We start from the raw sequence: 14,489 nt of genomic DNA, 5'->3' as shown, positions 1-14,489 counted from the left end.
ATTCAAGCGAAATGACAACTATATTAGCCATAGAATCTTCGTGTGATGAAACCTCGGCGGCCGTAATTTCTAACGGTCAACTGCGCTCCAACATTGTAGCGACGCAGGTGATTCATCAAAAATACGGCGGAGTTGTGCCTGAACTAGCCTCCCGCGCGCATCAGCAGCACATCCTGCCAGTGGTCGAAAAAGCACTTGAAGATGCAAAAGTAAGTAAAAAAGACCTTAATGCCATCGCTTTTACGCGCGGTCCGGGGCTTTTGGGAGCATTATTGGTAGGGGCGTCTTTTGCCAAAGCCCTAGCTTTGGGGCTAAAAGTGCCCTTGATTGAAGTCCACCACATGCAAGCGCACGTGTTGGCGCATTTTATTGAGGAGCCTTGCCCGGCCTTCCCTTTTTTGTGTTTGACCGTGAGCGGGGGGCATACCCAAATTGTGCTGGTACGTGACGCGCTCGACATGGAAATCATCGGAGAAACGCAGGATGACGCCGTCGGAGAGGCTTTTGACAAGACCGCAAAGCTGCTCAATCTGCCGTATCCAGGTGGGCCATTGGTGGATAAATACGCCCAACAGGGAAACCCGCTCGCGTTTCCGTTTCCGCTGTCTGAAATGCCTGGACTCAATTTTTCCTTCAGCGGCATCAAGACCTCCATTTTGTATTTTTTGCAGGACAAATCGAAAAGTAACCCGCAATTTGTGGAAGAAAATCTCGCCGATATTTGTGCTAGTGTGCAGCATACCTTAGTCAAAATGCTGTTGCAAAAATTGCGCAAGGCCGCCAAACAAACGGGGGTTTCGGAAATTGCCATTGCGGGGGGAGTTTCGGCCAATTCGGGCTTGCGTAAGGCGTTGCTGGAAATGGGGGAGAAAGAGCATTGGAATGTATACATCCCGCGTTTTGAGTACTGCACCGACAACGCTGCCATGATTGCCATGGCGGCCCACTTCAAATATATAAAAGGAGAATTTTCTGAACAAACCATCAGTCCAATGCCAAGAATGGCGTTTTAACCCATTTTTGAGAAGAGTTTTTTCGGGGGTAAATTGCAATTTTAATGTGCCTTAGACAAGAAAGTGAATGGTACAGCGTTACTACGGCAAGACTTGAGTTTACTTCTTGTCTATGTACAATTAGTTGAAAACCCCGCAGTTTATAATCACTGCGGGGTTTTTTGTGCAGAATATTTTATGCAAATAGGCTGACTTAAAATAGGACAAAGAAAAGGGTTGACGTTTAGGTATATCATGCCTTTTGGTGTCCTCATTTTTGGCAGAAACAAGCGCGTAAACTCGTTATTGTACCTGACTATTTTTATACAAATCAGTTAACGTATATAGTACAACGTCAGGTTGTAGTTCTTTTGAAAATGCGTGTTTCAGTGTAGTATACATTCAATAGGCATAGATAAAGCTAAGTAGGGGTAAGATTAATAAACATGGCATACAAACCGCTTATTGTTCGTTGGGTTTTGGGAATCAGCCTAAGCTGGCGCGAACAAAATGCTTGAAAGCAATTCTCTGACCGCATTGGGTGTACGTATATACGATGAGATATTGAAGTATTTAAAATGCTATTTTACGGGAAGCTTTTGTTGTACAAGGTATTGTCTTAATTAAACTATAAATTTAAATTTTGGTTATTTTGATAAATTATTGCGCCAAATGAATTAATTTTAGTTCATTAATTATGCCTTATTGCCATTGCGTTCTTGTTAAATAAAAATTTACATATTATTCTCAACGTGTTATGAAAAATGAATTTGTTTGTGTGCCGATTGCCGATTTGTTAAAATACGGCAGCCATGATATAAATCGTAGTAACGTGTCTGGTAAGGACGTTTGGGTGTTGAAAGATAACCAACAAAACCCCGTTGCACACCAATACATTGAGGAAGGAAAATTGCCTTTTCAAAATGTATTCTGCCTGATGGAAAAAGATGCCTTGATGAGCCATAAAAGCCATGAATTATTGATCAAAGCTTTTTTTGTCGGATACCTGAATTAGACTGATAAGGTAAAAGTTGCGAAGAGTGCTGAAATGCCCCGTAAAAATAATGGTGTGCGTTTTTGGGGGCTTTTGGTATTTTGTGGACGATGTGCATCGCGCCAAAATACCGTATTTCCCGAACCGTCTGGGTGGATTTTAGGGATGAAAGAGATATTACGGAAACAAAATCTATTTGCTTGCTCAGATGAATCTTTGCGCGGTGGTTTGTGGTCGAGCTATGACGTTAGTTGAAGATGTTTCTGTACAGCTAGTCAAACATAATTTAGTCACTAACCCGACATAAATTTTTTCAGGATAGTTATTAGAAATGTATCTTCTTGTCACTACTTTTGTCTAGCCACCCGCTATCATAATAATTGAAATCAGTATGTTTGAAGACGCGCCTTCTCATCATTCCTAGATTGATTCTTTTTTAATTAAAATTATTTCAGGGAATAATGTTAATCAGTCCCGTTGCGACCTCAACTTTTGATGACAAAATCTAACTTGAGAGAACTCAAAAACCATAAATGGAGAACTTACCAGTACCCTTAAACGAGATTGAACGATTAAAAGCACTTAAGAATTATCGAATCTTAGATACCCTGCCCGAAGCTGAATTTGACCGGCTCACCGAGTTGGCTTCTATGATATGCGGCACTTCTATATCGCTCGTTTCGTTAATTGATGAAGACCGACAGTGGTTTAAGGCTAGGACTGGCCTTGGTGTAACTGAAACAGATAGAAGCTTAGCTTTTTGTCAGTATGCCATCATGGGTACTGAGATTTTTGAAGTTGAGGACGCAACCCTCGATGAGCGTTTTAAAGATAATTCGTTGGTAACCTCCGACCCCAACATTCGTTTTTATGCAGGATATCCACTGACAGACCCCAATGGTTACGCTTTGGGGTCGCTTTGTGTTATTGATGATCACCCTGGGAAGCTTACTGAAAAACAGCAACGTTCTCTGCAATTGTTAGCCGAGGTCGCGATTTCATTGATTGTGGAGCGAAGAAACCGTGAAGAACAGGCGCATTTTGAAAAACTTTTTAACTCTTCCAACGACCTGATTTGTGTAGCTGGAACGGATGGTTATTTCAAACGAGTCAACCCCGCTTTCCATCAGGTGCTTGGCTGGGAGGATAGCTACCTGTTAGCAACTCCTTTTTTTGAGTTTATTCACCCCGACGACGTCGAAACGGCTCAAGCACAACTAGATAAGTTGAGGCAAGGGCAAATGACTGGTAGTTTTAGCTATCGATTCAGAACCAAAGATGGGAGCTACCGGCACTTGGAGTGGGCCGCTACGCCTGAGCATTCTACCGACAGTATTTTTGCCATTGCGAGGGATGTTTCGGCGGAAAAAGAAAAAGAGCTGAAACTCAAACTCAGTGAAGATCGGTTCAGGGCATTTTTTGAGAATTCGCAGGGGTTGATGTGTACCCATGACCTAAAAGGTAATTTTATCACAGTCAATGAAGCGGGTGCGGGTATTTTGGGCTATACAGTAGCCGAAATCCAAAGCATGAGCCTGTATGATATTGTGCCAAAAAATGCCCAAGAAGCCCTGACAGAATACCTCCAAACCATTGCCAAGGACGGAAAATCCACTGGTTTGATGCACACGCTGGATAAAAACGGCTCGCTGAGAATATGGATATTTAATAACATCCGTGAGAAAGGTGCAGACGGGGAGTATTATGTGATTGGCAACGCACTTGATATTACCAAAAGGCATCAATTGGAAGTAGATTTAAAACAAACCAAAGAAATGCTCGAACAAACCAACCAAATAGCCCGAGTGGGTGGGTGGGAGCTTGATTTGGTAAAAAATAAGGTGTTTTGGTCGGATGTTACCAAAGAAATCCACGAAGTAAGCCCTGATTTTGAGCCTGATATAACAACGGCAATCAACTTCTATAAAGAAGGAAAGGATCGAACCAAAATCATGGAGGCTTTTACTAATGCAGTTGAAACGGGGGCTTCCTATGACCTTGAATTGCAAATCTTGACCGCAAATGGTAATGAGCGTTGGGTCAGAACCTTGGGGAATGCTGATTTTGAAAATGGAAAATGCCGCCGAATATTCGGCACCTTTCAGGACATTGATGTTCAGAAAAAAGCCCTTGTCGAAACCAACCGGTCCCGAAAACTCCTCAATGATGTACTCCAGTCGGCTTTGGAGGTGGGTATTATTGCAACGGATGTCAACGGAATGATTACCCTTTTCAACAGCGGTGCCGAACGAATGTTGGGCTATAATGCAGAAGAGCTTATTGGTAAGCAAGACCCGTCCATCATCCATGATTTGGGGGAAGTTCTGCGGCGTGGTGAACAATTGAGCCTTGAGTACGGACAGACCATTAAAGGGTTTAGGGCGTTTGTCCACAAAGCAGAACTGGAGGGCTCTGAGCAAAGAGAATGGACGTATATCAAAAAAGATGGTACGCGAATTCAGGTTTCGTTGGTCGTTCATCCTATCCGCGACAATGAGGGTATTGTCATTGGTTTTCTGGGCGTTGCTATCGACATCACTGACCGTAAAAAAACCGAACAAGCCCTATTTATCGAAAAAGCCCGGCTGCTTGCGTTTGTGGAGCACGCTCCAGCGGCAGTAGCCATGTTTGATAGAGAGATTCGTTACATCGCGGTCAGTAACCGTTGGATGGAAGAGTATCAACTAAACGGTCGGAATGTGCTGGGATTGAGTCACTACGAGGTTTTTACAAATATATCGCAAGAGTGGAAAGACATCCATAGCCGCTGCCTTTTGGGAGCAGTGGAAAAGAACGACGAGGACCAATGGCGGCCCGAAGGATGGGACCACGACCAGTTTTTGCGCTGGGAGGTGCGGCCGTGGTATCAGTTTGATGGCTCCGTGGGCGGAATCATGATGTTTACCCAAGACATTACTGAGATATGCCTACAGCGGGAGGAATTGAAAAAAGCCAAATGGCAAGCCGAGCAGGGAAGCGTAGCTAAATCCGAATTTTTGGCCAACATGAGCCACGAAATCCGGACGCCGCTTAATGGAGTCATTGGCTTTACCGATCTATTACTCAAAACGACGCTCAACGAAACCCAACAACAGTACCTTTCTATCGTCAATCAATCGGCCAACTCGTTGTTATCCATTATTAATGATATTCTTGATTTCTCAAAAATAGAAGCTGGAAAGTTGGAGCTCGACATTGATAAATGCGACCTCTTCGAAATCGGTAGCCAAACGGCCGATATCATTACCTACCAAGCCCAAAGTAAAGGTTTGGAGATGTTGTTGAACATTTCGCTGGACCTACCGCGCTTCATCTGGGTTGACGAAGTACGCTTGAAACAAGTACTGGTGAATCTGCTGAGCAACGCTGTTAAGTTTACCAAAGACGGAGAAGTCGAGCTAAAAATTGAGCCACTGACCGACGCAACCCAAGAGGAGGTAACGCTTCGGTTTGAGGTGCGCGATACAGGTATTGGTATTAAGCCCGAAAAACAAGAGAAAATATTTGAGGCCTTTTCGCAGGAAGATGCCTCTACCACCAAAAAATACGGCGGTACTGGATTGGGATTGGCCATTTCCAATAAATTGTTGGGCTTGATGGGCAGCCAACTTCAATTGATAAGCGTACCCGGCCAAGGTTGTACTTTTTATTTTAATTTAACCCTCAAAACGGAGCCTGGTGAATCTATCAATTGGGAAAATCTTGATTTAGTCAAAAATGTCCTTATTGTGGATGATAACGACAATAACCGGGTGATTTTGAGGCAAATGCTTTTGTTGAAACAAATCAATTCTGAAGAAGCCCAAAACGGTTTTGAGGCACTTCAGCTGCTGGCTCAAGGCAAAAGGTTTGATGTAATCATGATGGATTATCACATGCCTTACATGGATGGGCTGGAAACAATACGAAAAATAAGAAATAGTTTCAATAAACTTCCTGAGGAGCAGCCCGTGATTCTTTTACATAGCTCCTCCGACGATGGCACTATCATCAAAGGCTGTGAGGAACTGATGGTGAATCAGCGTTTGGTGAAACCCATCAAGATGCAGGATATGTACGATACTCTTTCGCGTTTACATCGAAAAACCGAAACGGTGCCAGTGCTGTCGGAGACGGTTCTGGTGGCTGAACCTGTACAAGAGAAGGAAGTAATTCGAGTACTGATTGCCGAGGATAATCCCGTCAACATGCTGCTGGCAAAGACCATCATTCGACGAGCAGCCCCCAATTCGGTGATTATTGAAGCCATAAATGGAAACGAAGCGTTGAATTTCTGTCGTACAGAATTGCCTGATATTGTATTTATGGATGTTCAAATGCCCGAAATGAATGGCTATGAAGCCACGCAAAAAATCAGAGAGTTGCAGCAGGAAATTCACATCCCCATTATTGCTGTGACGGCAGGAAATCTGAAAGGCGAAAAAGAGAAATGTCTGGAGGCAGGGATGGATGATTTTGTAGCCAAACCCTTTGTTGAAGAAGCAATCATTGTTTTGTTTGAAAAGTGGACTGGCGGAATCCGAAAAAAAGGCGAAAAGGCAGACGGAAGTTCTGTAAGAGATGCCATCATTCATTTTAATGTTGAAACCATAAAGTCGTACGTGGGAGATGACAATGAAATATTGGAGGAGTTTTTGGGTTTGACAATCAGTGAATTAGAGAAATCATGCAATGCACTCCTTGAAGAAGCCGAGAAGAAAGACCTCGTTGGGCTCAAAAAAATCGGACATAAATTGTACGGAACTGCGGTAACGGCGGGTACGTTGGCATTAGCCGAGCTGGCTAGAGAAATAGAATTGCTGACCGAATTTAATCCTGAGGTGGTGGCGAGGTTGTTGCTCCAAACCCAAGACGAGGTTCTGCTGGTTAAACAACTGATTACTGATATTATGATTACGCATGAAGGGTGAGGCATTGCCCCACCCCTCATGCGTAAATGTAAAATGATGACTTACTTTATTCGTCGGTTAGACTTTGGCCGGGTCGGGATGCTTGTATGGTTGGCGGTAAGGCCGAGTCAGGAGGCTGTTGGCTTCGCGGTCACCCACGATTTCGCGTTTCTTGGGGTCATACACCACGGGGCGTCCAACTTTCATTGAGATATTGGCCAAAATACAGCTTGCGGTAGAAATATGGCCTTCTTCAATGTCGGCTACTGGTCGGCCGCCATTTTCGATGGCTGCTATAAAATCAAGCATGTGCAGGCGTGTAGCGGGAGCGGCGTTTAGTTCAATGCGCTCTTCAGTGTTATCTTCTGGGTATTTTTCTTTTTCATACACCACATCTTTGTGGATTTTCTCGCCTTTGCCCTGCGGGATAAAATCGTACGCCATGGTGCTTGCCCAGAGGGTACCTTTGTCACCATAAAGCGTAAACGACCACGGATAGGCTGGATTGTTGGGCGTGCCCCAAGTGCGGTGTTGCCACACGCAGTTGAGTTCGGGATATTCAAATACTGCCGATTGCGTATCCGAAATATTGGATTTGCCTTCTTTTTGTACATAAATCCCGCCCTGCGAAGATATTCTAGTGGGCCAACCTAGTTTTAGCATCCAACGAACGGTGTCAAACATGTGGACACACATATCGCCCGTAATGCCGTTGCCGTACTCAGTGAAGGTACGCCACCAACGGATGTGCGGTAGGCCGTCGTAAGGCCGCATGGGGGCGGGGCCAGTCCATGATTCATAATCCAAAAACGCGGGTACGGGCTCGGTGGGAGGATTACCGTTGTTGCGCATGTGAAAGTAGCAACACATTTCCACGTGCGATATTTTGCCCAAAAGGCCAGCATCTACGATGTTCTTTTTGGCATCAATGAGGTGAGGGGTACTTTTGCGTTGGGTTCCTACCTGTACTACCTTGCCGTACTTGCGGGCCGCCGCTACCATTGCTTCCCCTTCCATCACGTCAACGCTGATGGGTTTTTGCACGTACACGTGCGCGCCTGCTTTCAGCGCGTCTATGGTTTGGAGGGCGTGCCAGTGGTCAGGAGTACCGATGAGTACAATGTCTAACTGGTTTTCGGCCAGCATTTTTTTATAGTCGCCGTACAGCTTGGGTACTTTTCCTGATTTCTGACGTTGGCTCACGAGTTTGCCAGCGGCTTCAAGCATATTTTTATCCACGTCGCAGAGCGCAATAACATCGACGGATGCGACCTGAATGAGCCGAAACAAATCGCTTTTGCCATACCAGCCCGTACCAATCAACGCCACGCGATAGGTTTTTGCCAATTTTAGGTTCGTCATTCCTTTGGCATTGACTGCCGTAAGGGCCAAAGAAGCTGAGGTTCCGAGTAAGAAACGTCGACGGTTGATGTGAAAATTATCCATTAGAAATTAAAAGTTTTCGTGCGACACCCGTCGCGGTTTAGTAGTAGTACTCTTCTAAAAGTGGCTTGCATACGGCAAATACTTTTTTATCCGCCACGATTTTAACACTGACTAATTTTTAGGGGATTGGGCAGGGTTTGTTTAACCAAAAACGGTAGGTTATTCAACTCCTTTTACCTGCATTTGGAGCGTGAAAACGGCCTTAGAAGCGGTGATGAATAAGACATCACGGTTTTTGCCGCCAAAACAAACATTGGCAGTCCAGCCCGCAGGTACAGTAATGGTTTCTATTTTCTTACCTGTTGGGTCATATACGGTCACGCCTTTTCCGGTGATGTAGAGGTTGCCGCGACTGTCGAGGGTCATGCCGTCGGAGCCTTGCGATAGGTGCAATTGGCGATTGGAGAGCGTACCATCGTCGTTGATTTGGTATTTATAGGTTTTGCTGGCCCGTATGTCGGCTACGTAAAGGTACTTACCATCGGGCGTTCCGACGATTCCGTTAGGTTGCACCAACGCATCGTCCACAATCACCGCTTCTTTTTTGCCTTTGGGCAAATAATATACTTTCTGACCTTCGATTTCGGGTTTTTTGCGGGTCCAGTAGTCGCGCTGATAGTACGGGTCGGTGAAGTATATGCCGCCTTTTGAGTCGAGCCATAAATCATTGGGACCATTGAATTTTAGCCCTTGATGACCATCGAGTAGTACCGTGATTTTTCCTTTCGGACTGATGGACCATAGCTGATTATTTTCGTCGGCACACGAAATAATGTTCCCTTTTTTGTCAACAAAAAGTCCATTGGAACGACCCGCTTTCTCCATAAACACGGATAGTTTTCCGTCGGTGCCGTATTTCCAGATTTTATCGTTGGGTTGGTCCGTAAAAAAGATGTTTCCCTTTTTATCGACGGTTGGCCCTTCGGTAAAAGCGAACTGTTCCGAAACCAATTGAATTGTGGCGCCTTCCGCCACCAATTTGGGGGAGTCGGTCGATTGGCTATGGGCGGATGAAAAAGGCATGAGTAAGACAGAAAACAGGAAGAAAGATTTGTGACAACGGTTCATAGCATTGGGAGTTATACAACGCAAGTATAAATGCTGTTTGTACCCATTTCTACTTCTTTCTCTGCATACTCGTTGGATGAGAAAAAAATCAATCAATAAAATCGGGTGGAAGTTGGTCGCGCAGTAGGGCGGCGAGTTGGGTCGCAGGCAGCTTATCGGCATCCAAACTCACTGAAACCGATAGTTCAGAAAGGGGTTTCCAGCGCTGACCCACAGGTTCGGAAAGTCTGGGCAAAGGTTGATACCCTTCGCTTGCACGTTGGGTGTCGCGTAGGCGGCGGGTGCGGGGAGATGCCAACAATGCCACCGTCAAAATATTGGTGCCAGGAGCCCGCCAAAGGCGGTCCAACATCATGCTCAGTTGAGGAGAGGTCCCAGTGCTTTCGATGATGCAGTAATCGGCTTTTAGGGCGGCCATCCAAAGTTGATTCCACGCCGTATTTTCTTCTTCGGGCGTGGTGACCTTCAATCGTTGTCGAAAATCATCAATCGCCAGTACCTCATAAAAAGGAAGGAGCCGTTTCAATTCCTGAATGACGGTGCTTTTGCCCGCCGAAGGTGGCCCGATGAGGTTAATGATGTGTCGCATAGCCCAAAGGTACTTCCGATTGTACACATCAGCGAGTGTTTTTTTTAGAGTGGCCTTCTTATGGTGGCAATATTATTCAAAAAGTAAAGTTGCCCAAATCAAAAATACTTTTTTTGATTTGGGCAATAGAACGTTCCCAGAAAATCTTGGTTAAATGGATAGTGTCCTAAAATGATGCTCGGACAATAGTGAAATAATGTGAACGGTTAAAAAGAGTAGGGTAAAATGCTATAAAAAGGAGTAAGGTAAAGTTTGTTTTTTGTAGACGTTTGCTAGTTTTGTATATCCTTATCTGGTATTTATACCATTAAGTTTGATTATTAAAGGGTATGCAAAGATATAACCCGAGGTGCGTTTGACAAAGCCCAAAAATAGAAAATGGATGAATGACTCCTTTTGGTATGTGAATCCTTAATAATGGTAAATGAAAAACAAACGATCTCGTATTTATTCGTTCTAGTAAGCAATGAAAATAAACACGTTAATTATTGATGATGACATCAATTGGCAAAAAATCTTGGGCAAATTTGTGCAGATGAACCCTCTTCTTGAATTGGTTGGTGTGTGTGGTTCGGTCATGGAAGGCTACGCAAAAATGGCCGAAAAAGAAGTGGATTTATTGATTTGTGACATAGAAATGCCCGAAATGTCGGGTCTTGCTTTTGTAAAAAGTATCCGTTACGCGCCATGTGTTATTTTTGTGACCGCCCATCGCGATTATGCCTTGGATTGCTACGATGTATCACCCGTTGATTTTCTGTTGAAGCCCCTTGATTTGGATCGTTTTTTACAAAGCATCGAAAAAGTGCGGCAGCGCTTGGCCGTTTTGCCCGAGACGGCCATGGTATCCCCTTATTTTTTCGTGCGGGAAAACCTAAATTATGAGCAGATTGCTTACGAGGACGTGCTCTATATGAAAGCGCAAGATAATTTTCTGCAAATCGTGACCAAACAAAAAAACTACTTGCCGATTATTTCAATTACTAAAATGGAAGAACAACTCAAAGGTGACGCATTTTTGAGGGTTCATCGTTCATATTTGGTCTATCGGGGTGCCATTAAGAGCATTACTAAAAATGATATTGTGCTTAGCTCTGGGGAGTTCATACCCATCGGAGACCAATACCGTATGCAAATCAACCGTAAGCATATTGAAGGGCATTTGATCCGTCGGAGCAGTTAGAGCGAGGCGTAAGGGTTGGGGAAATGCCATTTCTTTCTTCCAATAAACAACCCTGCTTTTGTCATTTGTTTATTTTATTAAACAGAATCTCCTTTTTGTATTTTGAGAGGGCATTTGGGTTGGTTTTGATGGCTTGAGATAGGATGGGGCGCAGTATTTTTATGTACTTGCTGACTTTGGGTTGGTCAATACCGAAAAATTCGGCCAGTTGAACTTGACGGACATTGCCGTTTACATACGCCAAAATAAAAAGAAGGGAGTCGCGGGTATCGGTAAAGATGGCATTTCCATGAACGAACGGACGACGATTCCGGGGAGTGCCTTCTATCGTAAATTTATTAAAATAGTCATTCAGGGTGTTTTCAAAATATGGATGCAGTGCTTCAAACTTGCGGCGGTTTAAACCAGTAAGACGACGGAGCATTAACTCATTGTTTTGTAAGAGGCTATAACGCCATTTTGGGATGCTAGTCATGTCAATCATGCAATCTGTTAGAATTATATACTTTTATAAAAAAACAGTGTTTCGCACAGAACCTGCAGCAATAGTTCGTGCGGAATCTGCAAATAAGTGGCAATATTTTCGGTAGAGAGCTCAAAGGCTACTTCGGGCTGAGCTTGGATAAATTTCTCGTAGCGTTCTTTTGGGTCTTCAATGCGTTTATAGGGATTAGTCCAGGCGGCCTGAAGCTCTTCAAAAATGGCCTTCCGCAGAGTAGTACTCCCATTGGCAAGTTCTTCTTCTAGTCGTTGAAACCCGTGCCGCGTAATAGTGACCAACTGGCAGTTTGAAACGGCGTAAACCGAGTTAGGAGAGGGCTTTTGGCCGATAAAACTTTCCCAGTGTCCTATCCAATTATTTTTTTGGCTAAATGAACGGATGGTCTCTTCCTCGGAATAGGTGTAGTTGGTTTTAAGAACTCCTTCTTCTACAAATGCCAACTTGGCAGAGGTATTGCCTTGTCGTATAAAACACTCACTAGCCTTCAAAACTTCTTTCCGAAAAAAAGAAGCGACAAAGTCTATTTCATTCACAGAAATAGATGAATGGCGCAGAAGGTACTGGTAAAATAAAGTCACGTAGATTAAGTGTTAGGGTCAAAAAAACATACTTTTTGCAGAGTAAATTCAACGGTATTAAAGTTATATTTGCACAAAGAGGTATATTTTTCACTACAAAAAAAGCATATTTCGGTTTATGCTAAAACAATAAGAAAGGAGAAGTTTATGAAACGGGCTGTTTCGTACATGAACCACTCTTTTGTGTCCATATAAATTTTGATGGTACGGAATGAATCCGAGAAACGTATCATATAAACTGCTCATAACCTATCTGAATATGCGTTTGCCCACCCTTAAAAATCCGTTAGGTTTTCATTTATTGACGTTGTTTTTGGGTATTAGTATTTTTTCCCGAGCTCAAACCAACGTTCTGGTGCTAAAAAAACAGTTGGAAGTAGCGACCTCCGATACCGCTCAGTACCAGCTTTATCATGCTCTTGGTACGGCCTACCGAGAGGTTAATATTGATTCTTCCCTGTATTTTCTTGGCCAAGCGCTCCATATCGCCCAGGTTCGCAAGGATGCCGCACGAACGGCTCAGTCTATGTATCGGCTAGGCCATGTGTATATGTACAAACTGTCGGATGAAACTCAGGCGTTGGAGTGGTTGAAAAAATGCGTTATTTCGGCAAAACAAGCCAAAGATAATGTGCTGTTGGCTAGGTGTTATGGTATCATAGGTGTGATTGCCGATCATCAGAATTTGCCGCAGGAAGAGTGGTTGCTTAAGGCGTTGGAGTATGCCAAAAAAACCAAAGATTGGCAAACCATCGCGGCAGCTTACAACGTACTTACAGTGGTTTATACTAAAAAAAATAAGTTTGCAGAAGCCGAACAGGTAGCTTTTGAGATGATGAAACTCTGCGAAAAAAATAGTAAAGCCCGTTGGATATGGGCTTGTTTGGATTATTGTAAACTTCTGATAACGAGGGGGAAGAGTCAGGAAGCGCAAAGCTATCTGCAAAAGGCATCAATGGTGGGGAAGTCGCTTATGGCCAAAGGCGGAAACTCAGAAACGATTTATCCGTTGATTCAATTAGAGCTTCAACTAGCGCATTATGAAAACGCCGAAAAACTTGTGCAGCAAGGGATGGACATTGAACGGGCAAAACCCCAACCCGATTCTGGAACGTTGCTTCTCATGTATAAAGCCCAGCACCAAGCCTATGCTGGTCAGCGTAAATTTCAGCAGGCGTACGAAAGTCAACAGGTGTATATAAACTTGGCGCTTAATAACCGAAACAAAGAACACAAAGAAAGTAGCGAACTGCAGATGACCCGACTTCAGGCAGCATTGGATAGAGAAAAACAGACCACAGAAATCATGATGCTCGCTGAACAAAAAAAACAACAGCAGGCTTTTCTGCTCAGTACTATCGTGATTGTGGTATTGCTGGTTGGTTTTGTCTTTCTTTTGCAACGCAATAAAAGTCGCATTGAGCTCCAAAAAGCCGAACTGACCATGCTCAATACCACAAAAGATAAACTTTTTGCCATTTTGTCGCATGATTTACGGTCGCCTGTGGCAGGACTTAAAAATTATCTAATGCTTACTGATTGGGGAGTGTTGACGCAGGCGGAATTTGCGAATTCGACCAAAAACCTGACGGTTCAGCTCAATAATGTTCATACCATGCTCGATAATGTATTGAATTGGTCTTTTTCTCAAATGCGCGGTATTCGCCCTAAGCGGGAAAATGTGGAGGTGGCCTCCATCATTGAGGAAGAGATTGAGTTGTTGCTACCAATGGCTCAAATCAAAACTATTCATATCGTCAACGAGATTTCTGCCAACGTCCAAATAATGGTCGACCGAAACCATGTCGCTGTTATTTTTAGGAATTTGCTACAAAATGCGCTCAAGTTTACCCATTCTGGCGGTAAAATCAGACTTAGTTATTCTAAAGAAAAAGACATGCACCAGTTTGTGATAGCAGACACGGGCGTGGGAATGTCGGAAGAGCAGCTTCAAAATTTGTTTCAACTCAACAAAACAACTTCTCAAATGGGTACAGCCCGAGAGCAAGGCACGGGCGTAGGGCTGGTTTTGGTGAAAGAACTCGTGGAAGCAAATCAAGGTACATTGTCGGTAACAAGCGAGCTGACCAAAGGAACAATGTTTACCCTTGGGTTCATCTCCTGAATCAGCACGGATTGGTATTTCTTTTCCCAGTTCAGCGGCCCAAAATGACACTTCAGTCAGTTTTAAATTGGTTGTGCGCTCCATCAGGGCCATATTTGTTGCGTCAATGGGCCGTGCTTAGGC

The 14,489-nt window shown here is 44.0% G+C and carries 10 protein-coding genes; 5 read left to right on the top strand and 5 right to left on the bottom strand.

Annotated elements, in window-relative coordinates:
* The first annotated feature begins 11 nt into the window (after positions 1–11).
* The 3 genes from tsaD to DR864_RS09270 all read left to right on the top strand — a co-directional run bounded on the left by tsaD (position 12) and on the right by DR864_RS09270 (position 6,896).
* On the top strand, positions 12–1,013 hold the full coding sequence (gene tsaD, locus DR864_RS09280; RefSeq protein ID WP_114066695.1) for a tRNA (adenosine(37)-N6)-threonylcarbamoyltransferase complex transferase subunit TsaD: 1,002 nt from the start codon (positions 12–14) through the stop codon (positions 1,011–1,013).
* Between the two features lie 736 nt (positions 1,014–1,749).
* Positions 1,750–2,007, top strand: coding sequence for a hypothetical protein (locus DR864_RS09275; RefSeq protein ID WP_114066694.1), 258 nt, complete (start codon positions 1,750–1,752; stop codon positions 2,005–2,007).
* A gap of 512 nt (positions 2,008–2,519) precedes the next feature.
* Entirely contained in the window at positions 2,520–6,896 is a 4,377-nt protein-coding gene (locus DR864_RS09270) for a PAS domain S-box protein (RefSeq protein ID WP_114066693.1), read from the top strand.
* A gap of 57 nt (positions 6,897–6,953) precedes the next feature.
* Here DR864_RS09270 and DR864_RS09265 read toward each other — a convergent pair whose 3' ends face one another.
* From DR864_RS09265 to DR864_RS09255, 3 genes are all read right to left on the bottom strand, one after another.
* Entirely contained in the window at positions 6,954–8,321 is a 1,368-nt protein-coding gene (locus tag DR864_RS09265) for a Gfo/Idh/MocA family protein (RefSeq protein ID WP_114066692.1), read from the bottom strand.
* Between the two features lie 159 nt (positions 8,322–8,480).
* Complete coding sequence (locus DR864_RS09260; protein WP_114066691.1) at positions 8,481–9,389, bottom strand: SMP-30/gluconolactonase/LRE family protein; 909 nt, start codon at positions 9,387–9,389, stop codon at positions 8,481–8,483.
* Between the two features lie 88 nt (positions 9,390–9,477).
* Positions 9,478–9,978, bottom strand: a complete 501-nt coding sequence (locus tag DR864_RS09255) for an AAA family ATPase (protein ID WP_114066690.1) — start codon at positions 9,976–9,978, stop codon at positions 9,478–9,480.
* 466 nt (positions 9,979–10,444) lie between these two features.
* Here DR864_RS09255 and DR864_RS09250 point away from each other — a divergent pair, with 466 nt between their 5' ends.
* Complete coding sequence (locus tag DR864_RS09250; protein ID WP_114066689.1) at positions 10,445–11,161, top strand: LytR/AlgR family response regulator transcription factor; 717 nt, start codon at positions 10,445–10,447, stop codon at positions 11,159–11,161.
* A 61-nt stretch (positions 11,162–11,222) separates the two neighbouring features.
* Here DR864_RS09250 and DR864_RS09245 read toward each other — a convergent pair whose 3' ends face one another.
* A complete protein-coding gene (locus DR864_RS09245) occupies positions 11,223–11,585 on the bottom strand; it encodes a transposase family protein (RefSeq protein WP_162793680.1) in 363 nt (120 codons plus the stop codon).
* Between the two features lie 74 nt (positions 11,586–11,659).
* Positions 11,660–12,196, bottom strand: a complete 537-nt coding sequence (locus DR864_RS09240; protein ID WP_162793678.1) for a Crp/Fnr family transcriptional regulator — start codon at positions 12,194–12,196, stop codon at positions 11,660–11,662.
* A gap of 304 nt (positions 12,197–12,500) precedes the next feature.
* Here DR864_RS09240 and DR864_RS09235 point away from each other — a divergent pair, with 304 nt between their 5' ends.
* The gene (locus DR864_RS09235) at positions 12,501–14,366 is read left to right on the top strand and encodes a tetratricopeptide repeat-containing sensor histidine kinase (protein WP_162793676.1); all 1,866 of its coding nucleotides are present in this window, start codon (positions 12,501–12,503) and stop codon (positions 14,364–14,366) included.
* The last annotated feature ends 123 nt before the right edge of the window (positions 14,367–14,489 follow it).

Origin of the sequence: Runella rosea (assembly GCF_003325355.1) — a bacterium.
Lineage (GTDB): Bacteria > Bacteroidota > Bacteroidia > Cytophagales > Spirosomataceae > Runella > Runella rosea.
The sequence above is the reverse complement of the archived record's forward strand: the minus strand, read 5'-3'. Positions and strand labels throughout refer to the sequence as shown.

Coding starts and splice junctions, on each gene's coding strand:
- DR864_RS09245 (WP_162793680.1), bottom strand. CDS start 11,585: ATGCTCCGTCGTCTTACTGGTTTAAACCGCCGCAAGTTTGAAGCACTG.
- DR864_RS09270 (WP_114066693.1), top strand. CDS start 2,520: ATGGAGAACTTACCAGTACCCTTAAACGAGATTGAACGATTAAAAGCA.
- DR864_RS09260 (WP_114066691.1), bottom strand. CDS start 9,389: ATGAACCGTTGTCACAAATCTTTCTTCCTGTTTTCTGTCTTACTCATG.
- DR864_RS09235 (WP_162793676.1), top strand. CDS start 12,501: ATGCGTTTGCCCACCCTTAAAAATCCGTTAGGTTTTCATTTATTGACG.
- DR864_RS09265 (WP_114066692.1), bottom strand. CDS start 8,321: ATGGATAATTTTCACATCAACCGTCGACGTTTCTTACTCGGAACCTCA.
- DR864_RS09250 (WP_114066689.1), top strand. CDS start 10,445: ATGAAAATAAACACGTTAATTATTGATGATGACATCAATTGGCAAAAA.
- tsaD (WP_114066695.1), top strand. CDS start 12: ATGACAACTATATTAGCCATAGAATCTTCGTGTGATGAAACCTCGGCG.
- DR864_RS09275 (WP_114066694.1), top strand. CDS start 1,750: ATGAAAAATGAATTTGTTTGTGTGCCGATTGCCGATTTGTTAAAATAC.
- DR864_RS09255 (WP_114066690.1), bottom strand. CDS start 9,978: ATGCGACACATCATTAACCTCATCGGGCCACCTTCGGCGGGCAAAAGC.